We start from the raw sequence: 25870 nt of genomic DNA, 5'->3' as shown, positions 1-25870 counted from the left end.
GAGCATAAAAATAACCACGATTCTCAGAACCTCTTCATAAGTCGCTATCTAACAAGGCTACATATTTTCACTAAGTGAGCAAACCATAAGTCCACACAGATTCTTAAATAAACAATTTCTTAGCGGGATATGGCCCTCACAACTACCGCCATTCAATCAATCCATACTTATTATTTACTGACAGCAGGATTTTTCAAATACTTGAAAAAATCGGAACTGGGTTCAAGAACCAACATATCTCCTTTATTCTTGAAAGATTGTTTGTAGGCATCAACACTACGCCAGAAAGCATAGAATTCGGGATCTTTTTGAAAAGCGTTTGAATAGGTTGCAGCTGCCTGACTATCACCATCACCCATTGTTTTCTGAGCTTCTCGATATGCTTCAGCCATTATGACTTCACGTTGTCTGTCTGCATCCGCACGAATCTTCTCCGATTCAGCCGCACCGGTGGAACGTAATTCATTAGCGACTCTTTTACGTTCCGCTTCCATACGTCTATATACCGATTCACTGACTTCCTGTGGTAGATCTACGCGTTTCAAACGTACATCAACAACTTCTACTCCGATCGAACGAGCATCGCTATCTGCTTTCTGACGCATAATTTCCATAATTACATCACGCTCCCCCGATACTACATCGTGAACTGTACGATTACCAAATTCATCACGCAAACTCGCATTTATAGTTTGCGCTAAACGTGTTTGCGCTAGACTTTCATCACCACGCACACTGATATAATATTGTTTTACGTCTACAATGCGCCACTTCACAAACAAGTCTACCAAAACGTTCTTTTTCTCAGAGGTAATAAAACGTTCAGGCTCTTCTGTGTTCATCGTCAGAATGCGTTTCTCAAAAAAACGTACATTCTGTGCTAGAGGAATCTTGAAATAAAGACCAGGTTCCGTTTTGACATCGATAACTTCACCTAATTGAAACAAAATAGCTTGTTGACGCTGATCTACAATATAGATTGCGGAGCTTCCCAAAAAAAATACCGCAATAATGATGCCTGAAAACACTGATGTTAAATTTTTCATTTATCTTATCTCCCGTTCGCGACTACGAAAAGATTCTCGTGCCCGTATTCCACTATCAGGCGCCGCCTCCTGCACCATTGGCTGTGCGGTCACTGATGAAGCTGACGTAGATCCACTCATATTTATTAGCTTATCCAGTGGTAAATACAAGAGATTATTACCATTCTTCTGATCAACGAGTATCTTACTAGTATTAGAGAGTACTTGTTGCATCATATCCAGATACAAACGTTCGCGTGTCACTCTTGGCGCTTTACTATATTCCACAAGAATTTGTTCAAAACGACTGGCATCACCCTCGGCACTTACAATCACACGTTGCTTATACCCCTCAGATTCTTGAATCAATCGAGCCGCATTACCTACAGCTCTTGGGATCACATCATTAGCATAAGCTTGCCCCTCATTCTTTTGCCGTTCTCTATCTTGCCCTGCTTTTACTGCATCATCAAATGCAGCTTGAACTTGCTCTGGTGGTTGCGCATTCTGCATAGTCACTTTGCTAATAGAGATACCTATCTCATAACGATCTAGAATCTTCTGCATCAACTGGGTTGCATTGGCTGCAACATGCTCACGTCCTTCATAAAGAACATAGTCCATTTTACTCTTACCAATTACCTGCCTGATCGCAGTCTCAGCCGCTTGCAAAACTGCTTCCTCAGGGTTTCTATTTTTAAAGAGAAAGTTTTCTGGATTATTCAATATATATTGCACAGCAAACTGAATATCTATGATGTTTTCATCATCAGTCAACATCAATGATTCCCGTAGCACCTTACTTCTTACATTGTTGCGGTAGCCAATCTCAACTGTGCGAACCTGACTAACATTTACTATTTCTACTTTTTCAATAGGATAAGGTAAATGCCAACGCAAACCTGCCGGGGCAGTATCGGTATACTGACCAAAGCGCAACACAACACCTCTATGGCCTTCATCCACAATATAAAAGCCGCTTGCCAACCACACCACTACGAGCAAACCTAGAATCAGCGCGATACTACCGCCACTGTGTTGTTTAGGCCCTTGAGTATTTGACCCCTCATCGCCTCCACCACCTTTTTTTTGCCCGAATATATTATTGATCTTTTTATTGACATTACGCAACACATCATCCAGATCTGGTGGACCGGAATCGCCTTTATTTTTTCCCCATTGTGGATCATTTAATCCCATATTAATTCCTGTTTTGTTCGTTCAAAAAAGTTCTTGTACCGTAGCACAGCCTCCAATTTCTCTCTTAATACCTGTAGATTGCTCATACATTTTCTTGGAGTTTTCTATAAGTGCCTCTGTCAATGCTGACCTTACAAACTCTATACCCTCGCCTGTTTTTGCACTTAAACGAATGCGTGATATTCTACCATATTCATCGCGCGCGCAACTTTTACAACCCGCTGCAAAATCAGTTAGATCAATCTTGTTTAAGATTAGAACTTGTGGAATTGTATCAGCACCAATTTCTTTCAATATCTTATTCACCTCTTCAACTTGTTCATTCCAATTCGGATTACTGGCATCTATCACGTGAAGAAGTATATCGGCCTGTGCAGTTTCTTCAAGCGTTGCACGAAAAGCTGCCACTAACGTATGGGGTAATTCGCGAATAAATCCAACAGTATCTGAAATTACAGCTGAGCCACTTTCAGCGAGAAATAATTTTCGTGTTGTCGTATCCAATGTGGCAAATAATTGATCAGCTGCATATGATTGCGCACGTGTTAACTTATTAAATAAAGTTGATTTTCCTGCATTAGTATAACCAACTATAGATACCGAAAGTACATCTGTACGCTGTCTTGACCGCCTTTGAACGTTACGTTGACGCTGAAGGGCAGAAAGTTTTTCTTTAAGTAACTTAACTCGCTTTTTAATCAAGCGTCGATCTGTTTCCAGCTGAGTTTCACCAGGGCCACGTAAACCAATACCGCCTTTTTGTCTTTCAAGATGAGTCCATCCACGTACAAGGCGTGTTACTAGATGTTCTAACTGGGCCAACTCCACTTGTAACTTTCCTTCATGGCTCTTAGCACGTTGAGAGAAAATGTCGAGAATCAAGCTAGTTCGGTCAATGACATTACAATTTAAACGTAAGGACAAGTTACGTTGTTGCGCTGGAGATAAGTCATGGTTGAATATTACTAGCGAAGCTTCATTCTGCGCTATTAGTTGCGCAATCTCATTAACTTTACCACTTCCGATATAGGTAGTGGGATCAGGGTGAGAACGCTTTCCTTCCACAATCGTCAGAACCTGGAGCTTAGCGCTAATGGCCAATTGCTTTAGCTCTTGCAGGCTATCTTTATGCATGACGCTACCAAAATCAAGACCAACCAGGATTGCTGGATTAACAGCCTTTATTTTTTCCATTCCTGATTCAGGCATCAGGTGTCGCGAGCTTCCATTGTCTCAATCGGAATAGTAACAGCTCTTGCGGGGACCACTGTAGAGATTGCATGCTTGTACACCATTTGCGTAACTGAGTTTTTCAACAGTACTACATATTGATCAAATGAATCAATTTGTCCTTGCAATTTAATACCATTTACTAAATATATTGATACCGGAATATGTTCTTTCCGCAATATGTTTAAAAATGGATCTTGCAATAACTGCCCCTTGTTACCCATAGGTAACTCCCTATTCTAATTATTGGTTATTGGAATAAATAGTGACTCTACTTTATTTTTAGTTGTAAATCTATATCAGATTCACAAATACAGATGAGCCATCAATTAAATCAATCATTGCCCGTCAGAATTGCCATTACATCACAAACATCCAGGCTATATTCATAACACACCTGGATGTTTGGATTTAGCTTTCACTACAAAATAATTTTAACAAACGGCATTTACTTTTTAAATTCTAGAAAAACTAGAACGGTGCCGGTCTTGGCGTACTATTGTTGGAAGGTGGAAGGATCGGTAGTTTGATATCAGGTTGCTCACCAGTTAATGTTTTTAGGAATGCAACAATACTATCAGTCTCCTTCTTGTTAAAATCACGATCTAATTGCACTTTCCCCATAGTCTTTACAGCATCATCCAATGTTGTAGCTGCCCCATCATGAAAGTAGGGGTAAGTTAATTCAATATTTCGCAATGTTGGCACTTTGAAAACATTCAAGTCAGTATCTTTTCCAGTAACTGCTTTTCTTCCTTCCGCTTTATTATCTGTTTTATAAGGGTGATGTACGCCGAACTTCTGGTAAAGCGCACCGCCTACAGCCGGTCCATTGTGGCAGCCCGAACAACCACTGCTCTTAAATAACTCATACCCTTCCAGTTCTTGCTGATTCAGCGCTTTCTTATCACCTTCCAGCCACTTATCAAAACGTGATCCCGGTGTGACTAAGGTTTCTTCAAAGGCTGCTATTGCAGTAGTTACTCGATCGATATCAACCTGATCAGAACCAAATGCTTTTTGAAAATAACCGCGGTATTGAGGAATTGATTGCAATACTTCGACAGCTGCTTTATGCGTTGAAGCCATTTCACCTGGATTTGCGATAGGACCACCCGCTTGTTCTTTTAAATCCTTAGCACGTCCATCCCAAAACTGAGCCAGATTCATGCTGGCATTTAATACAGTAGGGGCATTAATTGGACCTTGCTGCCATTTATGACCTATAGACGTCGGAATATTATCTGTTCCACCCATACTTAAATTGTGACAAGAATTACAGGAAATAAATCCGGATTTCGATAAGCGTGGATCAAAAAATAACATTTTACCCAATTCAACCATATCAGCATTTGTTACTTTCGCAGCTTTAATGGGTTGGATAGGTTCATTGGCTGAAACATTAATCGAAGTGACAAGAGCGCCCATCGATAGCAGTGACGCAACCAGCGTACGTATCTTCATCGGTATTCTCCCTAAGTATATAAATAAAATAAAACGGCTGTAATGGCGCAGCCGATTACGCCTGATGAAACACCCACAAATGGGTATCATTTAAAAACAAAGCAAATCAATTCTACCCCGTTTCTTAATATTTACAGGGTAATAACTTAATAATCCTTAAAAATACTTGAGTACAAGCGGACTATTCGTTCACTTCCATATGATTAATCAATACTTCCCCTGTTTCACTGGCTATATTATTTTTATCATAACCAGTGTTTTGACAAGGATCTGTTTTTAACAAACGGGATAATTCTGTCAGCGCTTGTTTATAAACTTTGCGTTTAAACTCAACAACTGAATCCAACTCAACCCAATATTGATTCCATCGCCACGCGTCAAATTCTGGATGTGCACTTCTGCGTAAGGAAACATCACTATCGCGTCCTATCAAACGCAGCAAATACCATATTTGTTTCTGCCCCTTGTAGTTCCCGCGCCATTCCCGCCTAATCCACCGATCAGGCACTTCATATCGCAGCCAGTCGCGCGTACGCCCGACAATCTCAACGTGATTGGAGTGCAGCCCTATTTCTTCGGTTAATTCCCGATACATGGCTTGTTCAGGACTTTCCCCTGACTTAATACCACCTTGTGGAAATTGCCAAGAATTTTGTCTTATACGTTTGCCCCAAAATACTTCATTCTTTGAATTCAGCAGGATAATACCAACATTGGGGCGATATCCGTTACGGTCAATCATGTGAATTACTCATTTGACCCATCAAATGGGTGGATTTTTTCATACTTTACTACAGATTGAAAGTGCCTATAAAACAAAAACTCCCTATACCTTCGAGGGTTTCCGTCAATTTAAGTTGATAATCTATCCATAAAGATAGACTAATCCGCACTTCGCCAAGTATTTCAAGGTAAAATTACAACTAATTTATTATCATAATGGAATCACCCATGCGCGTCTCGCAATTTTTTATTTCAACGCTTAAGGAAGCACCCGCCGAAGCAGAGCTAATCAGTCACAAACTTATGCTGCGCGCCGGGTTAATCAAACGCTTAGGCAGTGGGCTATATACTTGGATGCCGTTAGGTTTAAGAATACTACGAAAAATAGAAAATATCGTTCGTGATGAGATGAATAAAAGTGGTGCTATAGAAGTCCTGATGCCTGCGATACAACCGGCCGAATTATGGCAAGAAACTGGCAGATGGGAAGTATTCGGGCCACAGATGTTAAAAATCAAAGATCGGCATGAACATGCTTTTTGTTTTGGTCCAACGCATGAGGAAATTATAACCGACATAGCACGCAAAGAAATTAAAAGCTACCGACAATTACCACTTACTTTCTATCAAATACAAACAAAATTTCGTGATGAAATTCGACCACGTTTCGGAGTAATGCGCGCTCGAGAGTTTTTAATGAAGGATGCGTACTCATTCCACACTGATGAAAACAGCCTGATGCAAACATATCAATGCATGTATGAAACCTACAGTCGTATTTTTACACGCCTTGGTTTGAAGTTTCGTGCAGTCGCGGCTGATACTGGCGCCATTGGAGGCAGTGGTTCACACGAATTTCATGTCTTAGCTGAATCCGGCGAGGATGCGATTGCATTTTGCCCGGATTCAGATTATGCCGCTAATATTGAACTCGCCACGGCGTTATCAGCGCCACAAGAACGGGATAAACCTGAGGGTGTAATGCTGAAAATTTCGACACCCAATAAGAAAACTTGCAGTGAAGTTGCAGAATTCTTAGAAATTCCATTAAAAAAAACCATCAAGACCCTGGCAATAAAGGCAAATAATAAAATATTTTTACTTTTGCTACGAGGTGATCATCAACTCAATGAATTAAAAGTGAGGAAAATACCCTTTTTATCCGAGTTCCAAATGGCAAGCGAATCAGATATCCTGTTTGAAACTGGAACCGTGCCTGGATACATTGGTCCCGTTGGGTTAGATACTTGTGTGATTGCTGACCAAACTGTTATGCACATGAGTAACTTCGTTTGCGGAGCAAATGAAGAAGGTTTTCACCTAACGCAGGTGAATTTTGATCGTGACCTCCCAATGCCTGATTATGTTTTCGATATCCGGAATGTTGTCCCAGGCGATGATTCCCCCGACGGCAAAGGCAAATTAGAAATTTGCCGCGGGATTGAAGTAGGCCATATTTTCCAGTTGCGTACCAAATATTCGGAAATTATGAAAGCCGGTTATCTCGATGAATCGGGTCAGACCCAATACATGGAAATGGGTTGCTATGGTATTGGTATTTCACGTATTGTTGCCGCTGCCATTGAACAAAATCATGATGATCATGGCATCATTTTTCCAACCACGATGGCGCCCTTTCAGCTAACGATCGTGCCGATTGGACTGCAGAAAAATAGTTTGGTGAAGGAAGCTGTAGAAAAACTTTATCAACTATTTTCCGATGCTCAAATTGAAGTGCTTTTAGATGATCGAGACGAACGCCCAGGTGTCATGTTTGCCGATATGGAATTAATGGGTATTCCGCATCGGATTGTGATTGGCGAACGAGGACTCAAGCAATCCACAATCGAATATCAAGGAAGAAAAGATCCAGCATCATTAGCGATACCTATCGACGAAATTTTTTCATTTATCACAGCCAAATTATGCGTAAACTAATCTGCACGATACTCTTCTTGTTCTTTTCGGGCTTCATACACGCCAATAATCTGCATTATGAGAAGCTTGCTGCCAATACTCAGACAATCATTCTCCACGAAACGAGCGATCAGGCCGCTTCTTACACAGAATATGCCGCCGTAGCTGACAGCATCACTTGGCTTATCAGTATGAGTCGCCGTCTAGAGAAATTCATACCCGATCCAATCGAACGGGAAGAATTTCTGAGAACAGTTTTTTATGAAGCAACACGTGCAGGACTGGATCCGCAACTTGTGTTAAGTGTAATTCAAGTTGAAAGTGGCTTCAAGAAATACGCCATTTCACATGCAGGTGCGCGCGGCTATATGCAAGTAATGCCATTCTGGGTCGAGACCATTGGTCATCAGGATCACAATCTTTTTCATTTGCGTGTTAATTTGCGCTATGGATGCACCATTCTGCGTCATTACCTCAATAAAGAAAAAGGCGATTATTTCCGCGCCCTTGGTCGGTATAATGGCAGTCTGGGTGAAATTACCTATCCACAGCTCGTGTTTAATAAGTGGCAAACTACTTGGCGGTATACCTCGTCATAGTCAAATAAATATATTCTGGCATTTCTATTGATCATTTATAGAGAAATTTTCGCACATTTATTTGCGTGATTGGTTAACATTTTTCTCAATTGACTTTGACTCAATGAACCTTTCTATACTTTCTCGCGAAATGATCCCAAGCTGGCGCGCGGCTGGTTCTCCATCCGGATCAAAAAAATAAGTACTGGGCAGCAGTGAAATATCATCCAGTTGAGAAGCAATTTTCCGACTACCCAAAACAGTGGGGTATGTAATTGACATCGATTGAACAAAATCCATAACCACTTGTGGGTCACTAAAATCCATTGCCACACCAATCACCATAATATCTTTACGGCTCTCATATAGCGCAATCAAATCGGGAATTTCTTTCAAGCAAGGCGGACACCAGGTTGCCCAGAAATTAACCAGTACCCACCGCCCTTTGTAATCTGCAAGATTATGGATCTTCCCTGTTGCGTCTTGAAACTGAAATGCTTGTACCTGAACACTCAATATCAGAGCTGCCAAACAAAATAATACTGCCAGTTTATGTTTCTTCACTTTGTGGCCAGGCCTCCATTCTCCATTTAATCTTAAATGACAACCAGCTCAACTACACCTGCGGATGAGCCCGTTCCAGCTTGCTATGCAGTTTATTGAGCGCGCTGAGATAAGCCTTTGCTGAAGCCACAACAATATCGGTATCTGCGCCATGCCCATTGACAATACGATCAGATTTTTGTAGCCGCACGGTTACTTCTCCTTGTGCATCAGTTCCACTGGTAATATTGTTAACTGAAAATAATTGTAGCTTCACTCCACTGGATAGTAACGATTCAATAGCACGGAAAGTCGCATCCACTGGGCCACTTCCTTGAGATTCAGCGTGCATTTCATTTCCATCATCAGAAATCACGATGCGAGCAAAAGGAATTTCGCCTGTTTCGCAGTGAATAGTGAGTGATATTAACCGGTAACGTTCCTGTAGTACCAGCACTTCGTCTGAGACCAATGCATGAAGATCTTCATCAAATATCTCGTGTTTCTTATCGGCCAATTCCTTGAAGCGCATAAAAGTATTATTGAGCATTTCTTCGGATTCCAACTCAATGCCCAACTCCATAAGTCGATTGCGGAATGCATTACGCCCAGAATGTTTCCCCAGTAATAACTTGTTTGCGCCCCAACCCACATCTTCTGCGCGCATGATTTCATAAGTCTCCCGGTGTTTCAGCACGCCATCCTGGTGAATACCTGATTCATGTGCAAAAGCATTGGCTCCAACAATCGCTTTATTGGGTTGTACCGGGAAACCGGTAATACCGGAAACCAGTTTACTTGCCGATACAATATGTGTGGCATCTATTTTTGTATCACAGGGAAAATAATCCTGGCGCGTTCGCACAGCCATAACAACCTCTTCCAGTGAAGCATTGCCTGCTCTCTCTCCCAAGCCATTGATGGTGCATTCAACTTGCCGTGCACCATTCATCACGGCAGCTAGTGAATTGGCTACAGCCAGCCCTAAATCATTATGACAATGTACCGAAAAAATCGCCTTATCCGAATTCGGAATGCGTTCGCGCAAGCTACGAATCAGCTTTCCGAACTGATCCGGCATGGTATAACCCACCGTATCCGGAATATTCAGTGTCGTCGCACCTGCATCAATAACAGCCTCAAGTATCTGACACAAGAAATCTATTTCCGAACGGCCGGCATCCTCTGGAGAGAACTCAACATTATCAGTATACTGACGCGCCCATTTCACAGCTTTCACGGCTTGTGTAATTACTTGATCAGGCGACATCCTTAGTTTATTCTTCATATGGATCGGAGATGTCGCAATAAACGTATGAATACGCGCTGATTTTGCACCTTTTAATGCTTCACCTGCACGCTGAATGTCAGCCTCGATCGCACGTGCCAATCCACATACCACACTGGCCTTTACCGAGTCAGCCACCGCTTTAACAGCCTCAAAGTCGCCGTTAGATGCTGCTGGGAATCCTGCTTCAATAACATCCACACCCATGCGTTCCAGTTGCCAGGCGATACGCACCTTTTCTTCTTTAGTCATGGATGCGCCAGGACTTTGCTCACCGTCACGCAATGTCGTATCAAAAATAATCAAATGCTCTTGCATTTTGCTCTCCGCTTCAGGAAGAAAACTTAAAAGATGATAAAACTCGTTTTTCGAATTTTATAGGGAAGAAAGGGAAATAGGAGTAGAAAATTTTAGCGCGCAAGGCGCAATAATAGCCCCGATAGAACCATCGAATCCGAAAGAAAATGCAACAAATGGTTATTATTTTTTGCAATCATAATGACAGTGAATATAAATACTTTTCTCTTGATGTGCAATAGGTAATGTTCAGGAACTGGGGGGCTCACTATTTTTTTTACTTCTGCCAAATCGCCACAATTTAACAAAATAACCAGAAAATGCATACGCTGCAAACAGGAAGAATAATACGAGCGGCGGATGACTGGGAATCAAGACAAAAAAGAATAGTACTAATAACAAGACCGTGAAGAATGGAACACGTCGACGTAAATTGATTTCTTTACCGCTATAATAAGGAATATTACTGACCATAGTCAAAGCAGCAAATAAGGTTACTATACTAGCCAACCATTTAATATCGCTCCCTTGCACCTGAAAATTAAGCATTACCCAAACAAGTCCTGCGATTAATGCAGCCGCTGCAGGACTGGGCAGACCTTGAAAAAAACGTTTATCAACCACTTCTATATTGGTATTGAATCGTGCAAGCCGAAGGGCCGCACACGCACAGTAAATAAATGCGATGATCCAGCCCCATTGATCCATATCTTTCAAAGCCCACTCATACACAATCAGTGCAGGCGCAACACCAAAAGAAACCATATCCGACATGCTATCATATTCGGCTCCAAACTCACTTTGCGTGCCTGTAAGCCGTGCTACCCGACCGTCCAATCCATCCAACACCATGGCTATAAAAATGGCTACTGCTGAAGATTCGAAATTTCCATTCATCGCCTGCACAATGGCATAAAAACCCGCAAACAAAGCAGCTGTGGTAAATAAGTTAGGCAATAAATATATGCCACGACGCCGCAATCGAGATTTGAGCACAAGACGTTCTGGCAGAGAATCAGGCATTATTGGTGTTATATGAAAAGAATGCTAATTATGAAAAAATATTCCTAGTTGATAATTAATTACCGGAATCTCGTTAAAAGAACTTTCAGTGCGTGCAGTTCCGCTTGTTGATGCAAAAAACTCCGATACGGAAAATAGTAAAATTATATTTCCCCTAACTACTTACTTTTGCTTCTTCACGGAATTCTGCCAATATTGTCAGTGTTGCCGAAACCTTATCACCGATATTGACATTAATCTTAGTATTCAGCGGCAAATAAACATCTACTCTCGAACCAAACCGTATAAAGCCAAAGCGTTGGCCGCGCGCCAGATGATCACCCGGAGATACATGACAAAGAATACGTTTCGCGATCAATCCCGCTACCTGAACGCAGGTCACATCGGCGCCATTATCCGCTTTAATCCATAATGCATTCCGTTCATTTTCCAGCGAGGCTTTAGGCAAATCAGCATTAATGAATTTTCCTGGAAAATACCACTTATCGCGCACTTCGCCGTCAACTGGGCTACGATTGGAATGTACATTAAACACATTCATAAATACACTGATTTTGACAGCATCCCGCTCTAGATAGGGATCATGAGTCATTTCAACAGCAACAATCCTACCATCAGCCGGTGCCAGAATGGCATTCTGATTCGTCGGAATTTCTCGAGGTGGATCGCGAAAAAATTGTAAAACAAAAAAAGCAATCACCCATAATGGTATTGCCCAGAGCCATCCAACTAAGATTGTTGCACCCAATGCGGCAGCAAACGCAATTACAATATGCAGCCAGCCTTCGCGGGCGATGATCGGATGAGGATAATGAGCCATAAATAAATTACAACAAGAATTTGATTGGTGTATAAACTAAAGTTCAAACTATAGATAGGAATAGCAATTCTTTAGTTTTTCACTTGATCAACGAGTTTGTTTTTCTTGATCCATGGCATCATATCACGCAGCTTTGCACCCACTTGTTCAATCTGATGCTCGGATGCTATACGGCGACTTGATTTAAGTACGGGCGCCCCGGATTGATTCTCCAGAATAAATTCCCGGGCATATTCGCCAGTCTGAATCTGGCGTAAAATCTTTCGCATTTCCGCACGTGTTTCGTCGGTAATAATACGCGGCCCGCGTGACACATCGCCATATTCTGCATTGTTGGAAATGGAATAACGCATATTTGCGATACCACCTTCATAAATCAGGTCCACAATTAATTTAACCTCATGAAGGCACTCAAAATAAGCCATTTCTGGTGCGTAGCCAGCTTCTACAAGTGTTTCAAAACCAGCTTGAATCAACGCAGTCAAACCGCCACATAATACAACCTGCTCGCCAAACAAGTCTGTTTCAGTTTCTTCCCTAAAGCTTGTTTCGATCACACCGCCGCGCGTACCGCCATTAGCAGCCGCATAAGACAGCGCCAAATCGCGTGCTTTACCTGATTTATCCTGATGAACTGCAATCAACGAAGGCACACCGCCGCCCTGCAGATAAGTGGAACGAACCAAATGACCCGGGCCTTTAGGGGCAATCATGATCACATCAAGGTCTTCACGCGGGGTTACTTGTCCATAGTGAACACTGAAACCATGAGCAAATGCTACAGTGGCATTTTTCTTTAACCCAGGCTCGATCTCTGCTTTGTATACCGATCCAATCTGTTCATCGGGCAATAAAACCATGACAACATCCGCGTCCTTAACAGCCTCAGCAACTTCCTTGACCGCTAATCCAGCGTTTACAGCTTTACTCCAGGATGCTCCGCCTTTACGCAAACCAACAGTAACTTTCACTCCTGATTCACTCAAATTATTAGCATGTGCATGCCCCTGTGAACCATAACCCAATATTGTTACCTTTTTACCTTTAATAAGAGACAGATCTGCATCTTTGTCGTAATAAACTTTCATTATTTTCCTTTTAAACAAAATTAGGATAGAAACAAGCGAGTAAAACAGAGAATGCTTATTTAAAGAATTGACTACTCTGGATTACTAACTTCAAGATTCGAATTAATCAGCAAATAGGGATTATACCTTTAAAATCCATTCTCCGCGCCCTATGCCAGAAGCACCTGTACGTACTGTTTCAAGAACTGCGCTACGCTCAATCGCTTCAAGAAATGCATCGAGTTTCGAGCTGGTGCCCGTTAATTCGATAGTATAGGATTTATCTGTGACATCGATAATACATCCACGAAAAATTTCAACCAGCCGGTTGATTTCTTCACGATCTGAGCCAATCGCGCGCACTTTGACCAGCATTAACTCACGCTCTATATGATTACCTTCATTTAAGTCGATGATTTTCACTACCTCAATCAGCTTATTCAATTGCTTGGTCACTTGCTCCACCACTTCATCAGACCCAATAGTCACCAGTGTCATTCGTGACAAAGTTGGATCTTCAGTAGGCGCTACTGAAAGCGACTCAATATTGTAACCGCGTGCTGAAAACAGGCCTGCTACGCGAGACAAAGCACCTGCTTCATTTTCCATCAATAAAGAAATAATATGTCGCATTTATTTTCTACACCAGAATCATTTCAGATAGCCCTTTACCGCCCGGCACCATGGGAAAAACATTTTCAGTTTGATCGGTGATAAAGTCCATGAATACCAGCTGATCCTTCAGTTTAAATGCTTCTTTCAGAGCGCCTTCTACGTCTTCCGGACGTTCAATTTTCATCCCGACATGTCCGTAGCTCTCAGCCAACTTTACAAAATCCGGGAGTGCATTCATATAAGACTCCGCATAGCGATTACCGTGAAAAAATTCCTGCCATTGTCTTACCATGCCCATATAACGATTATTCAAGTTAACAATTTTTAACGGTAACTTATACTGTTTGCAAGTCGATAATTCCTGAATACACATCTGAATACTGGCCTCACCCGTAATACAAGCCACTTTGCCTTTAGGGTTGGCCAGTTGCACACCCATTGCGGCCGGCATACCGAAGCCCATCGTGCCCAATCCACCGGAATTAATCCAGCGTCGCGGTTTATCGAATTTATAAAATTGTGCAGCCCACATCTGATGTTGTCCAACATCAGATGTGATAAATGCATCCCCTTTGGTGATATTGAATAGTTTCTCAATCACCATTTGTGGTTTAATAATTTTGCTTTCACGATCATATTTAAGGCAATCGCGCTCACGCCATAGCTCGATCTGTTTCCACCACTCTTTCAATGCAGCTTGATCGGGTTTTTCCTTTTCGGCTTTTAGTAGCTTGATGAGTTCTTTCAGCACATCCAGAACATCGCCCACAATCGGCACATCTACCTTAACGCGTTTTGAAATGGAGGATGGATCTATATCAATATGAATTATCTTTCTATTTTCGTTAGAAAAATGTTTAGGGTTACCGATCACACGATCATCAAAGCGCGCACCCACTGCTACTAGAACATCACAATACTGCATTGCCATGTTAGCTTCATACGTACCGTGCATACCCAGCATACCCAAGGATTGATTATCTGTCGCAGGATATCCGCCCAATCCCATCAGCGTATTAGTGCAAGGAAAATTCAGCATTTGCACCAATTCGGTTAACTGAGGCGCAGCATCACTTAATATCACTCCCCCCCCTGCATAGATCACTGGGCGTTTGGCACTAAGGATCAATTCGGCAGCTTTCTTAATTTGCCTGGAATGCCCTTTGATCACCGGATTATAGGACCGCATGGTTATCTTGTCCGGGTAAACGAATTTGGTTTTTTGTTGCGAAACATCTTTGGGTATATCCACCAGCACCGGACCGGGACGACCTGTCGAGGCAATGTAAAAGGCTTTTTTAATAGTTAGCGCCAGCTCGGTTACATCCTTAACCAGAAAATTATGCTTGACACAAGGGCGTGTAATACCCACCGTATCGACTTCCTGAAATGCATCCAAACCAATGGCACTTGTGGGCACTTGCCCACTGATGACCACCATAGGAATTGAATCCATATAGGCTGTTGCGATACCTGTCACTGCATTGGTCACACCTGGACCCGAAGTAACCAGCGCAACCCCCACATTATTGCTAGAGCGGGCATATCCATCTGCTGCATGTATCGCGGCCTGCTCATGGCGCACCAATATATGCCGGACTTTATCCTGCTTGAACAATTCATCATAAATAAACAATACTGCCCCGCCAGGATAGCCAAAAATACAATGCACGCCCTCTTCCTGCAAACAACGTATTGTAATTTCAGCGCCGGTTAATTCCACACTCATGCTTTCTGCATCCCAATATCAATTTCAACAAGTTATAAATATTCTAACAGTAAAAGTCCCATCATCGTACCGTCAAATTCCTGTACCACCTACAGTCAATCCATCGATGCGCAAAGTAGGCTGCCCAACGCCAACCGGCACACTTTGCCCTTCTTTACCACATGTTCCAACGCCCGGATCCAACAACATATCGTTTCCGATCATAGAAACCCGCGTCAATACATCGGGACCGTTACCAATCAATGTAGCGCCTTTAACCGGGTAGGTGATTTTTCCATCTTCAATCATGTAAGCTTCAGCTGCCGAGAAAACAAATTTCCCGCTGGTAATGTCAACCTGTCCGCCGCCAAAATTTGCTGCGTACAAACCATGTTTCACTGAAGCGATAATTTCCGCAGGATTTTTATCACCATTCAGCATATACGTATTGGTCATGCGCGGCATTGGTATATGCGCAAAAGATTCACGCCGACCATTCCCGGTAACAGGCAAATCCATCAACCGGGCATTCAGGCTGTCCTGCAAATAGCCTCTCAGTATGCCATCTTCTATCAATACAGTACATTGTGTCGGATTACCTTCGTCATCAATATTTAACGATCCACGTCTTTGCGGAATTGTTCCATCGTCAACAACCGTAACACCAGGGGCAGCGACACGTTCACCCACACGCCCTGAAAAAGCAGAACTGCCTTTTCGGTTGAAATCCCCTTCCAATCCATGACCAATTGCTTCATGCAGTAATATTCCAGGCCAGCCGCTCCCCAAAACAACCGTCATAGTACCGGCCGGTGCAGGACGCGCATCCAAATTCACCACCGCTTGATGAACAGCTTTTTGCGCATAATCCTGCAAAATCTCGTCGGTAAAATAAGCATAGCTGAAGCGCCCGCCTCCGCCAGCAACACCCTGTTCACGGCGGCCATTTTCTTCCGCAATTACCTGCAAAGACAATCGAACAAGTGGTCTCACATCTGCCGCAAGCAACCCATCACTGCGTGTTATCAATACAACTTCATATTCACCGGCAAGTGAGGCCACCACCTGTGTAACCCGTCGATCAAGCTTCCGGGTATAGCGTTCCAGCTTCTCCAATAATGCTACTTTATCTGCATCTTTAAGGCTCGCTATCGGATCTTCCGGTAAATAAAGCTGTGTCTGGAGCCCCATTGGATTACGCTTCACCACTTGTACTGAATGCATTCCGCCTTGATTAGCAATTGCCCGTGTTGCCTGGGCTGCCGATACAAGTGCTGGCATACTGATATCATCGGAATAAGCGAACCCGGTCTTTTCTCCGCTGATAGCGCGGACACCAACACCTTGTTCGATATTGAAACTGCCCGATTTAACTATGCCTTCTTCCAGCATCCAGCCTTCAGAACGGCTATACTGGAAATAGAGATCAGCGTAATCAATATTATGCGTTAGTATTTGACCCAACACCTGCTGCAATCTGGCAGCATCGATATCATATGGCGACAGCAAGCAACGGTCGGCAATTGCATAAAAATCTTTTGTTTCTATCATACATTCAGTCGTCATCATATCTGATTTTATTTTATTCACCGCTTTTCCAAAAAAATGCACACAACCCAGAGACCACCTCGGGGTTCGGTAACCAAAAGAATATTCTTCGCTGCAGTGCAGTACTGCAACCGATACTCATACTCACTAAGTTAGTGATAAAATCCGGCAAGTCGTTCAATAAACTATGCAATAGATTGCATAGGAGCTTGGAGAATCTGTTCTTTAACTGACTCAGAAAAGCTTAACAGTACTGCAAAATTCGATGATCTAATGCTGGCAAATTCGCCCGTAGACTGGTCTGATACTCTGGATCGATTGTCGCCACCACGGCTCCGGAACCACGTGGCAAACGCTCCATCACAACACCCCAAGGATCGACAATCATACTGTCTCCATTCGTCTCGCGTCCGTTCACATGATAACCGCCTTGCCCTGGTGCTATTACATAAGCCATATTTTCAACCGCACGCGCACGCACCAGCACCTCCCAATGCGCTTTTCCAGTAATCGCAGTAAATGCAGCTGGTGCCAGGATGATATCAACATTATTCATCATGCGGAACAACTCCGGAAACCTCAGATCGTAACATATTGACAATCCAATACGGCCAAACGGAGAATCTACAGTCACTACTTTACTTCCTGCTTTAATGGTTTTTTCCTCGGCATAATATTCATTGCCCAACTGCAAGCCAAACAGATGAATTTTGTCGTAGCGCGCAACCTGCTCTCCACTATCTGCATACACTAAACAACTATTATAAACCTTATCCGTCTCCGATGAAGCTAATGGCACCGATCCGCCCACCAGCCATATGCCCAATCGTTTCGCCGTGTCACTGAGAAATCTCTGAATTTGCCCGTCGCCAGGTTGTTCCCGGATAGCCAATTTATCCGTATCCTTCATCCCCATAATGCAAAAATATTCAGGCAATACAACCAGCTTGGCTTTTTGAGAAGCTGCATCTTCTATCAAACGCGCCGCTTCTTCCAGATTTGCAGATACGCTCGGACCCGAAGCCATTTGAATGGCAGCCACACGAAAGCCTTTACTTTTTACGTTTTCCGTCATTGGTTGCTGCTGTTTAGTGGTATTGTTTAACATTTTTAGGCCGCTCTAATTTTCAGGATTTCAAGAATTAAACTGATTCTTAACTGAAATCTTTATGAATTCCCGTTATTATCAAGCGCTTTTCTTGATTATTCCATATAAAATCAAGGATTCGCGCTCCGCTAAGTTGGATTCTAGCATTTACTCTGACAACGTTCTAATTTGATTTATGCTTTATCTGATATAAGCAAACATAAGCGCTTTGTTATTCTATAAAATTAATCGCCTAATATAATGCACACTGCCAAGAATTCACCGGATGCAATGCTCGCCGCCACACTGTCTTTTAGTCGATATGTACAGCGCATAATTGACAGCGAACCCGCACGAAAAATTACCCTGCTAAAAGCCCTTCAGTCTCCTTTCAAAAGAGATGAAATGCTGGCATTCCTGGATTCTCAATCCGCACATATCAGCAATGAAGAGATCTTACATAGCGTACTACGCGATTTACGCAAGCAAGTCATGCTTCGATTAGCCATCCGCGACCTCGGTAGTCAAGCCGATTTATCCGAAGTAATGCTAAGCATGACTGAGCTCGCCGAAGTCACCATCAATTTTGCACTTAAACACCATGAAAACTGGTTAACGCAATCCGATCGCTTTGGATTACCCATAGGAGAACAAAGCAATGCCACTCAGCATATGCTGATTGTGGCTATGGGTAAGCTGGGTGGCGGCGAACTCAATGTATCCTCCGATGTCGATTTGATCTTCGTTTACCCGGAAGATGGTGAAACAAACGGCGCAAAATCCATTTCAAACCACGAATTTTTCGCCCGGCTCGGACGCAAGCTAATCGCCAGTCTCAATGACTATACGGTAGATGGTTATGTTTTCCGGGTTGATATGCGTTTGCGTCCGCATGGAGAAAACAGTCCTCTGGCGATCAGCTTTCCAATGCTGGAAGAGTATTTCCTCAAGCAAGGGCGGGAATGGGAACGTTATGCTTGGATCAAAGGCCGGGTAATTGCAGGACTCGCGGATACCGAAGCCGAATCGACCCTCATGGAAAAAATTGTAAGACCGTTTGTGTTTCGCAAGTATCTGGATTTCGGCGCTTACGAATCGATGCGCCGTTTACATGCTCAATTGCGCAAGGAAGTCGAACGCCGTGAAATGCACGATAACATCAAACTGGGTCCTGGCGGCATTCGTGAAATAGAATTTATTACGCAGGTTTTTCAATTGATCCGGGGGGGACGCGATGTTGATTTGTGCATTCGGCCTACATTAAGTGTTTTACAACGCTTGCAGAAAAAGCAACAACTTCCGCAACAAGCTGTCGCAGAACTCACTGATGCTTATCACTTTTTGCGTAAACTGGAACATCGACTTCAGTATCTGGATGATCAGCAGACGCAGACGTTACCCTTAAATCCAGCCGATGAGAACCTCATAGCAACCGCCATGGGATTTCCCGATTATGTCAGTTTTATGCAACAGCTGGATATTCATCGCAAGAATGTGACGCGGCATTTTGAGTTGATTTTTGCTACTCCCAGAAAATCAGCCACTCACGAGATGCTGGCTTATCTATGGCAAGCTGAAACACAGGATGTCTCCCAAACTGAAGCCGCCGCGTCACAACTTAGTACCATGGGGTTCACTGAACCTGTAAAAATTTCAGAACGGTTACGGCTATTCTATCAAGGCACTTTTTATCATCAACTACCTGAGTCCAGTCAACAACAAATCAACACCCTGGTTCCAATGATGATTGAAGCGATAGCCGAGCTTCCACCGGTTGAAACTACTCTAGAGCGCATGCTGCAATTACTGGAAAAGATTAGTCCGCAAACATCCTATCTGGCGCTTTTACTGGAACATCCCCATACGCTGCAACGCATAGCGGAACTCGTTAGCATTAGCCAATGGGCAAGCGACTATCTGGGGCGGCACCCTATTTTACTGGATGAATTATTGCGCCATGATGCACCGCACCCCGTCCCCGACTGGAGTGCACTGCACAACGAACTCATCTATCAGTTAAATCATGTCAACAATCCCAAAAATGATGTTGCCGAATGGCAAATGGATGTTCTGCGGCACTTCCAGCATGCTCAGGTATTCCGGTTATTGGTTACCGACCTGGAGGGCTCATTGCTGCTTGAAACACTCAGTGATCACCTGACCGCATTGGCTGATCTGATTCTGGACACAGTACTCAATCTGGCCTGGTCGAATTTAAAAAAACGCCATCACGAAAAGCCTATTTTTGCCATTATCGGCTATGGCAAGCTGGGAGGAAAAGAACTCGGATATGCTTCTGATCTCGATTTGATTTTTCTTTACGAAGATGACCATCCTGATGCTGCGGAGATTTATACCAAGCTCGGGCAAAGTATCAATGCCTGGCTCACTCGTCACACATCGGCGGGCTTGCTGTATGAGACAGATTTACGCCTGCGTCCCAACGGCGCCACCGGCTTACTGGTCAGTTCGATGGAAGCTTTTGCGCAATACCAGCGCGAACAAGCTTGGGTATGGGAACATCAGGCATTAACTCGAGCGCGCTTTGTGGCGGGTGATCGGTTAGTAGCAGATGCATTCGAAAACACACGCAAAGAAATTCTGTGCAAACCGCGCAATCCAATTGAACTTAAGCAAGATATTTTAAAAATGCGCGAAAAGATGCTGGATGTTCACCCCAACCCAACAACACTTTTTGACATCAAGCACGATCGTGGCGGTATTATCGATGTCGAATTCATTGTGCAATACCTGGTGCTGGGATATTCCAGCCAATATCCTCAATTAACCGGCAATATCGGCAATATCGCACTCTTGAAACTGGCTGGTGAACTGGGACTTATCCCTATGGATACAGCCGAGCAAGTACGCTCCGCTTACCGGGAATTCCGGCGCATCCAGCACCGCCAGCGATTAAATGGCGATGCAGATATGACAGGAGGTGCACCCATCGATGGACAAGCGCAGAAATTTACCCGCGTGGAAGGCAGTCATTTAAAAGATGATCGTATGGCTGTACTGGCGTTATGGGAAAAAGTATTTGGGGATTGATGCGAGCTGTGTCAGGTAGGTACAATAAAAACGAAACTTAAATGCGACTTGATACTCAAAATATAATTGAAGGCCGCAATCCGTTTGATGAATGGCCGTGCGTTACATTATAATTTTCTTGCGATAATAATTCTGGCACGATTCCTGCTTATCTTAATCCACACACACTCGGTGTGTCCTACTCAACCTAAAGGAGAATAACAAATGCAACAAGCACAAAAAGGTTTTACACTCATCGAATTAATGATCGTTGTCGCTATTATTGGTATTCTGGCTGCAGTTGCAGTGCCTGCTTATCAAACCTATACTTTAAAAGCCCGATTCAGCGAAGTCGTAGCAGGGGCAGCACCACTTAAACTCGGCATAGAACTATGCTTCCAGGACTTAGGTGTTCTAACTAACTGTACTGCCAACAACAACGGTGTACCTGGTGCCATTGGTGCAACTGGAAACATATTATCCGGTGTTATTCAAGCTAATACTGCAACACAAGCCGAGATCTTAATGACTGCAGCGACTGCAAACGGCCTTACAGGTCAGACATATATACTTAGAGGAACTACCACTGGCCCAGGTGTCCCCATCCAATGGAGTAAAACTGCTAATCCAGGTACTTGTGTAGCTCAGGGACTCTGTTAATCTAGCTAGCCAAGCGCAACAACACTTAAGGCGCAATACCCAAAGGGCATTGCGCCTTTTCCACATCTGGTTCCGAACATCGAGCGTTTCTCAAAATCCAACAAACCAAACATCCCTTCCCAGCAATCTCTGGTTATTCATCATCTCAAGTTCAGTAGAAATCAATACTGTTGATTAACAAAGATCGCTCATTCCTATTGGAATAATACACATTGGTTATTCCAAATTCTCTTAATTGGAACTGACGCCTGATTGGGAAAGGATATGGGGTACATCAGGAAGATCTCGACGAAGATGTTATGTGCTGCACATATGACTCATTACGTCAGAAAGTGACAATTTTCGTCACTTTTCACACACCACAACAGAACATTTTGGAGTCATACTCCAACAGAATCAATTACTTGATACACACTACCCGCACCTGGTGAATATCGGTAACCCCTTGCAACACCTTCTCGATCCCATCCTGCTTCAGGGTTCGCATCCCGTCGCCCAACGCTGTAACCAGCATTTCCGCCACGCGGGCATGCTCCTGGATATTCTTTTTCAAGGCATCACTGGCAGTCATCAGTTCATGCAGTCCTACCCGGCCGGAAAAACCGGTACCTGCACAGTCATCACAACCGACTGGTTTACACAATGTAATCTGCCCCTCGTCATTACCGTATTGCTTGACCCATTGATCATGAATTTCTTGATAAGCTGCTTCCGGGCTCGCTTTAAACCGGTCAATATGATTCAATTCATCACAATATTCTGTTAATAATGACTTGATTTCATGTTCGCTGGCCGCATACGGTTGTTTACATTTACACAGACGCTTCGCCAGCCGTTGCGCCAGAATTCCCAGCAAAGCATCGGCAAAGTTAAAAGGATCCATCCCCATATCCAGCAAGCGAATCACCGATTCCGGTGCACTGTTAGTATGCAATGTAGCAAAAACCAAATGTCCCGTTAACGATGCTTCAATACCGATACTGGTAGTTTCTTTGTCGCGCATTTCTCCGACCATAATGATATCCGGATCTGCTCGCAGGAAAGACCGCATGATAACCGGAAATGTTAGGCCTGCTTTAACATTGATTTGGACCTGCCGCAATCCCTTTTGCGTGATCTCAACCGGATCCTCCGCCGTCCAGATTTTGGTTTCTGTGCGATTGAGATACTTTAGAATAGAATGTAACGTAGTTGTTTTACCCGAACCGGTTGGGCCACACACAAAGAATAATCCATAAGGTTTACTGATTATTTTTTTCAGCTCATCCAGATTTTGCGCAGTAAACCCCATCTTATCCAGCGGGATCGGCTCACCAGTTGCAAGTATACGCATGACGACGTCTTCCAGCCCACCCGCCGAAGGAATGGTCGCAACGCGTAATTCAATATCCAATGGCGCAAATTTTCTGAATTTAATCTTGCCATCCTGCGGCCTGCGCTTCTCAGAAATATCCATATCACACATGATCTTAATGCGCGTTACCAGCGGATTCCGAAAACTGGCCGGAACCTCGATATAAGGCATTAATGAGCCATCCTTACGAAAGCGTATTTTGGTTTTCTCTTTTCCTGAGTAGGGTTCGACATGAATATCCGATACCCCCATTTTATAGGCATCGATAATGATTTTATTGACAAGTTTGACCAGTTCATTGTCGGAAGCTGCTGAAGACTCCTCTATTTCGTTGAGCCCTTCTTCAGCATTCTCATCCCCAAGATTAAACAGCATTTCATTAATATCACCCGTACCAATTTCATCCTGGTTGCCGCCGTAGAACTGTTCAACCGTTGCAGCAAACTCACGCTTGGTGGTAACCGCATAGATAATTTTGTGTTTGGGAAAAATCGTATTAGCAATGCGCTGCGACTTAATCCGTTCAGGATCCAATGTTAAAACTATCAACCCCTCTTTAATTTCATCAATCGGCAGCAAGGAATTACTCTCAACATAATCCTTTTTTAAATTTTTAAGTAGCTCCATCGGTCTTAGCCGATCCGTCCTAAAAGGCTCGTACCGGACTTCAAAAAATGCAGAAAGCGCTTTTCCTATGAGCGGCAAACCAATCTGAAACTCGTCGAGCAGCACATCTTCCAGGTCGCATCCTTTTTTTCGTGCCGAGTCCGTCGCCAACTCAAACTCGGCGGCAGAAACCACCCCGTCGAATATCAAGTGATCATATTTTGATTTAATTAACTGAGCGGGCTTTTGGCGTTGCTTAAATGCAATCGCAAGAGTCCGGCAGATTTCAATCATGCCCTCAACAGCAATTGCTGCTGGGAATGGCTGATTGTTCCTGTTATTAATGGCCTGAACCGCACCTAAGAGTTCTTGGCTATCTGCATTCAAGACCGGTGCCACTAACATCTGCTTGGTTCGATAACCGGTGCGCTTATCGATTTCATGCGAGAAAGTGAGCAGTGGATTGATTTTTTTTAACTCACTTTTATTGTAAACATCCTCAATATTGATGACTTTCTTTTGCAAACCTGCGTGGCCCACAATACTGTTTTCTGCTACCGGCAATTTCAAATCCTGGAAAGAATCAAATCCTGTTTTAACCCGGGAAATAAAAAACGACTTGTCTTCACTCAATACATAGATAGTCAATCGATCCGCATTGAACAATGCACAGATATCTTTACTGACTTCCAGCATGATTTCGTCGAGATCATTGGCGGCGTAAATTTTGTTGATAACCGTTTGCAGATTTTTAGGGAAATTCAATCCGTTACTGATATCAGTAGCATTCTTCTGTTTTAGCTGTGTCGTTGCCGTTGTATTCATGGTTTCGGTTCTCCAGACTTCCTAGAATTCGAATAATTGATCGTTCTCAAGCCGGCGCGGACTATATTTTCCTATGCATTGCTGTATTTCTCGCATGGTTACATCCGCTTCGTTTGGTTTCAAATGCGTAATGAATATCTCTGCAGTTTGTTTAAATTTTTTCAGTTCTTCCGCCAGCAAACTGGGACACAGATGTTTAGACCTGAGCGCAATATCCCTTTTCTGATTGCTGAAGGCTGATTCAATGATTAAATACTTGAGGTTTCCAATCTTATTAACGGCTGTCCAGAGCGCATCATTAGTCGTTGTATCACCGGTAAATACAAGACTGGCTCTGCCAGAATCTAATTGATAACCAACAGATGGAACTACATGATTCGCTGGCAGCGGCGTGATCTTCCGCCCGTTAAGATCACTGGTATAGTCGAGTGGCAAGGCTTCGTAGCGCATGTAAGGGAAGTTATTATCTGGAATTTTGGTAAAATCCGGCCAAAGCTGCCAATTAAACAAATGCTCCTGCAATATGTCCAATGTAGCTTGTATCGCATGGATGGTTATGGGTTTGGTACGTATAGAACCAACGGTATCGACCAGAAAAGGAATAAAAGCCACATGATCCAAGTGTGCATGAGTGACAAATATATGATCAATTTTGACCATCTCCGCAATACTCAGACTTCCTATACCCGTTCCTGCATCAATCAAAACATCATCATCCAGCAGCATAGCAGTGGTCTGCGCGCCGCTTCCAATTCCTCCGCTACACCCCAAAATCCTGAGCTTCAATAGATTTGCCTCAGAAATACATTATTTAACCAATAGCACGGGAATATTTGATAATTGCATCACTTTGTTGGTTACGGATCCCAGTAACAAGCCTTTTATGCCCCCTTTTCCACGCGGCCCCATAATGATCTGATCATATTGTTTTTCTGTAGCAAAACGTACGATCATTTCAGCGGGATCACCAACAATAATATGATACTGGTAAGCAATCCCAGTTTGATCGAGCAAATCACGGGGATTCTGCAGGCTTTTTAAGGCTTCTTCTTGATGATATTGTTTGATGTCCGCCTGATTAATAAACAATGAAACATTTCCATCCAGCGGATATTGCACATTCAACAAGTGAATTTCCGGTTTCTCCTTGTACCAATCCAGTAATTGAATGAAATCAGACACTGTTTTGCTAGAGTTCTCAGAACCATCTACGGGCAATAGGATTTTTAACATTTTCAATCTCTCAATTTTTCATACAGAAG

General features: G+C 43.2%; 22 protein-coding genes. 4 read left to right on the top strand and 18 right to left on the bottom strand.

Translation table 11 applies throughout. The features are described 5' to 3' along the window. Positions 1-170: 170 nt before the first annotated feature. From hflC to NIT79A3_RS03915, 6 genes are all read right to left on the bottom strand, one after another. Positions 171-1046, bottom strand: a complete 876-nt coding sequence (gene hflC, locus NIT79A3_RS03940) for a protease modulator HflC (RefSeq protein ID WP_013964972.1) — start codon at positions 1044-1046, stop codon at positions 171-173. Further along, positions 1047-2225: an FtsH protease activity modulator HflK gene (gene hflK, locus NIT79A3_RS03935; protein WP_013964971.1), complete on the bottom strand. Its 1179-nt coding sequence runs from the start codon at positions 2223-2225 to the stop codon at positions 1047-1049. It lies immediately after the preceding gene. A 21-nt stretch (positions 2226-2246) separates the two neighbouring features. After that, positions 2247-3434 (bottom strand): GTPase HflX, encoded by a 1188-nt coding sequence (hflX, locus tag NIT79A3_RS03930; protein WP_013964970.1) that lies wholly within the window; start codon positions 3432-3434, stop codon positions 2247-2249. After that, on the bottom strand, positions 3434-3679 hold the full coding sequence (gene hfq, locus NIT79A3_RS03925) for an RNA chaperone Hfq (RefSeq protein WP_013964969.1): 246 nt from the start codon (positions 3677-3679) through the stop codon (positions 3434-3436). Before hfq ends, hflX begins: the two co-directional genes overlap by 1 nt. A gap of 247 nt (positions 3680-3926) precedes the next feature. Further along, entirely contained in the window at positions 3927-4919 is a 993-nt protein-coding gene (locus tag NIT79A3_RS03920) for a cytochrome-c peroxidase (protein WP_013964968.1), read from the bottom strand. Positions 4920-5100: 181 nt separating this feature from the next. Continuing rightward, positions 5101-5661, bottom strand: a complete 561-nt coding sequence (locus tag NIT79A3_RS03915) for an RNA pyrophosphohydrolase (protein ID WP_013964967.1) — start codon at positions 5659-5661, stop codon at positions 5101-5103. A gap of 209 nt (positions 5662-5870) precedes the next feature. On the opposite strand from NIT79A3_RS03915, the gene NIT79A3_RS03910 reads away from it, so the two are divergent. Together NIT79A3_RS03910 and NIT79A3_RS03905 are read left to right on the top strand one after the other, a co-directional pair. After that, positions 5871-7580, top strand: a complete 1710-nt coding sequence (locus NIT79A3_RS03910; protein ID WP_013964966.1) for a proline--tRNA ligase — start codon at positions 5871-5873, stop codon at positions 7578-7580. Then, positions 7568-8158 carry a lytic transglycosylase domain-containing protein gene (locus tag NIT79A3_RS03905; RefSeq protein ID WP_013964965.1) on the top strand — a complete coding sequence of 197 codons (591 nt, stop codon included), beginning with the start codon at positions 7568-7570 and terminating at the stop codon, positions 8156-8158. The genes NIT79A3_RS03910 and NIT79A3_RS03905 overlap by 13 nt, the downstream gene beginning before the upstream one ends. Before the next feature lie 57 nt (positions 8159-8215). On the opposite strand, the gene NIT79A3_RS03900 is transcribed toward NIT79A3_RS03905, so the two are convergent. From NIT79A3_RS03900 to NIT79A3_RS03860, 9 genes are all read right to left on the bottom strand, one after another. Continuing rightward, positions 8216-8701 carry a redoxin domain-containing protein gene (locus tag NIT79A3_RS03900; protein WP_013964964.1) on the bottom strand — a complete coding sequence of 162 codons (486 nt, stop codon included), beginning with the start codon at positions 8699-8701 and terminating at the stop codon, positions 8216-8218. A 52-nt stretch (positions 8702-8753) separates the two neighbouring features. Continuing rightward, positions 8754-10286, bottom strand: a complete 1533-nt coding sequence (locus NIT79A3_RS03895; protein ID WP_013964963.1) for a 2-isopropylmalate synthase — start codon at positions 10284-10286, stop codon at positions 8754-8756. A gap of 228 nt (positions 10287-10514) precedes the next feature. Then, positions 10515-11288, bottom strand: coding sequence for a CDP-diacylglycerol--serine O-phosphatidyltransferase (pssA, locus tag NIT79A3_RS03890; protein ID WP_013964962.1), 774 nt, complete (start codon positions 11286-11288; stop codon positions 10515-10517). 154 nt (positions 11289-11442) lie between these two features. Further along, positions 11443-12108 carry a phosphatidylserine decarboxylase gene (locus NIT79A3_RS03885; protein ID WP_013964961.1) on the bottom strand — a complete coding sequence of 222 codons (666 nt, stop codon included), beginning with the start codon at positions 12106-12108 and terminating at the stop codon, positions 11443-11445. A 71-nt stretch (positions 12109-12179) separates the two neighbouring features. Next, positions 12180-13196, bottom strand: coding sequence for a ketol-acid reductoisomerase (ilvC, locus tag NIT79A3_RS03880; protein ID WP_013964960.1), 1017 nt, complete (start codon positions 13194-13196; stop codon positions 12180-12182). Between the two features lie 120 nt (positions 13197-13316). Then, complete coding sequence (ilvN, locus tag NIT79A3_RS03875) at positions 13317-13808, bottom strand: acetolactate synthase small subunit (RefSeq protein WP_013964959.1); 492 nt, start codon at positions 13806-13808, stop codon at positions 13317-13319. Positions 13809-13815: 7 nt separating this feature from the next. After that, entirely contained in the window at positions 13816-15519 is a 1704-nt protein-coding gene (locus NIT79A3_RS03870) for an acetolactate synthase 3 catalytic subunit (protein ID WP_013964958.1), read from the bottom strand. Between the two features lie 72 nt (positions 15520-15591). Beyond that, positions 15592-17064, bottom strand: coding sequence for a metalloprotease TldD (gene tldD / locus NIT79A3_RS03865; protein WP_013964957.1), 1473 nt, complete (start codon positions 17062-17064; stop codon positions 15592-15594). Between the two features lie 226 nt (positions 17065-17290). Further along, positions 17291-18121, bottom strand: a complete 831-nt coding sequence (locus NIT79A3_RS03860; protein ID WP_041360521.1) for a carbon-nitrogen hydrolase family protein — start codon at positions 18119-18121, stop codon at positions 17291-17293. 273 nt (positions 18122-18394) lie between these two features. On the opposite strand from NIT79A3_RS03860, the gene glnE reads away from it, so the two are divergent. After that, positions 18395-21184: a bifunctional [glutamate--ammonia ligase]-adenylyl-L-tyrosine phosphorylase/[glutamate--ammonia-ligase] adenylyltransferase gene (gene glnE / locus NIT79A3_RS03855; protein WP_013964955.1), complete on the top strand. Its 2790-nt coding sequence runs from the start codon at positions 18395-18397 to the stop codon at positions 21182-21184. A 204-nt stretch (positions 21185-21388) separates the two neighbouring features. After that, positions 21389-21823 (top strand): prepilin-type N-terminal cleavage/methylation domain-containing protein, encoded by a 435-nt coding sequence (locus tag NIT79A3_RS03850; RefSeq protein ID WP_013964954.1) that lies wholly within the window; start codon positions 21389-21391, stop codon positions 21821-21823. A 400-nt stretch (positions 21824-22223) separates the two neighbouring features. On the opposite strand, the gene NIT79A3_RS03845 is transcribed toward NIT79A3_RS03850, so the two are convergent. Genes NIT79A3_RS03845 through NIT79A3_RS03835 form a run of 3 tightly spaced genes read right to left on the bottom strand, consistent with a single transcriptional unit; the run spans position 22224 to position 25841 of the window. Beyond that, complete coding sequence (locus NIT79A3_RS03845; protein WP_013964953.1) at positions 22224-24608, bottom strand: GspE/PulE family protein; 2385 nt, start codon at positions 24606-24608, stop codon at positions 22224-22226. 21 nt (positions 24609-24629) lie between these two features. After that, complete coding sequence (locus NIT79A3_RS03840; RefSeq protein ID WP_013964952.1) at positions 24630-25394, bottom strand: 3',5'-cyclic-nucleotide phosphodiesterase; 765 nt, start codon at positions 25392-25394, stop codon at positions 24630-24632. 21 nt (positions 25395-25415) lie between these two features. Then, positions 25416-25841, bottom strand: coding sequence for a universal stress protein (locus tag NIT79A3_RS03835; RefSeq protein WP_013964951.1), 426 nt, complete (start codon positions 25839-25841; stop codon positions 25416-25418). Positions 25842-25870 lie beyond the last annotated feature (29 nt).

Origin of the sequence: Nitrosomonas sp. Is79A3 (genome assembly GCF_000219585.1) — a bacterium.
Taxonomy (GTDB): domain Bacteria; phylum Pseudomonadota; class Gammaproteobacteria; order Burkholderiales; family Nitrosomonadaceae; genus Nitrosomonas.
This window is presented reverse-complemented; position numbering and strand designations above follow the sequence as displayed.

Coding starts and splice junctions, on each gene's coding strand:
- hflC (WP_013964972.1), bottom strand. CDS start 1,046: ATGAAAAATTTAACATCAGTGTTTTCAGGCATCATTATTGCGGTATTT.
- hflK (WP_013964971.1), bottom strand. CDS start 2,225: ATGGGATTAAATGATCCACAATGGGGAAAAAATAAAGGCGATTCCGGT.
- hflX (WP_013964970.1), bottom strand. CDS start 3,434: ATGCCTGAATCAGGAATGGAAAAAATAAAGGCTGTTAATCCAGCAATC.
- hfq (WP_013964969.1), bottom strand. CDS start 3,679: ATGGGTAACAAGGGGCAGTTATTGCAAGATCCATTTTTAAACATATTG.
- NIT79A3_RS03920 (WP_013964968.1), bottom strand. CDS start 4,919: ATGAAGATACGTACGCTGGTTGCGTCACTGCTATCGATGGGCGCTCTT.
- NIT79A3_RS03915 (WP_013964967.1), bottom strand. CDS start 5,661: ATGATTGACCGTAACGGATATCGCCCCAATGTTGGTATTATCCTGCTG.
- NIT79A3_RS03910 (WP_013964966.1), top strand. CDS start 5,871: ATGCGCGTCTCGCAATTTTTTATTTCAACGCTTAAGGAAGCACCCGCC.
- NIT79A3_RS03905 (WP_013964965.1), top strand. CDS start 7,568: ATGCGTAAACTAATCTGCACGATACTCTTCTTGTTCTTTTCGGGCTTC.
- NIT79A3_RS03895 (WP_013964963.1), bottom strand. CDS start 10,286: ATGCAAGAGCATTTGATTATTTTTGATACGACATTGCGTGACGGTGAG.
- pssA (WP_013964962.1), bottom strand. CDS start 11,288: ATGCCTGATTCTCTGCCAGAACGTCTTGTGCTCAAATCTCGATTGCGG.
- NIT79A3_RS03885 (WP_013964961.1), bottom strand. CDS start 12,108: ATGGCTCATTATCCTCATCCGATCATCGCCCGCGAAGGCTGGCTGCAT.
- ilvC (WP_013964960.1), bottom strand. CDS start 13,196: ATGAAAGTTTATTACGACAAAGATGCAGATCTGTCTCTTATTAAAGGT.
- ilvN (WP_013964959.1), bottom strand. CDS start 13,808: ATGCGACATATTATTTCTTTATTGATGGAAAATGAAGCAGGTGCTTTG.
- NIT79A3_RS03870 (WP_013964958.1), bottom strand. CDS start 15,519: ATGAGTGTGGAATTAACCGGCGCTGAAATTACAATACGTTGTTTGCAG.
- tldD (WP_013964957.1), bottom strand. CDS start 17,064: ATGACGACTGAATGTATGATAGAAACAAAAGATTTTTATGCAATTGCC.
- NIT79A3_RS03860 (WP_041360521.1), bottom strand. CDS start 18,121: ATGACGGAAAACGTAAAAAGTAAAGGCTTTCGTGTGGCTGCCATTCAA.
- glnE (WP_013964955.1), top strand. CDS start 18,395: ATGCACACTGCCAAGAATTCACCGGATGCAATGCTCGCCGCCACACTG.
- NIT79A3_RS03850 (WP_013964954.1), top strand. CDS start 21,389: ATGCAACAAGCACAAAAAGGTTTTACACTCATCGAATTAATGATCGTT.
- NIT79A3_RS03845 (WP_013964953.1), bottom strand. CDS start 24,608: ATGAATACAACGGCAACGACACAGCTAAAACAGAAGAATGCTACTGAT.
- NIT79A3_RS03835 (WP_013964951.1), bottom strand. CDS start 25,841: ATGTTAAAAATCCTATTGCCCGTAGATGGTTCTGAGAACTCTAGCAAA.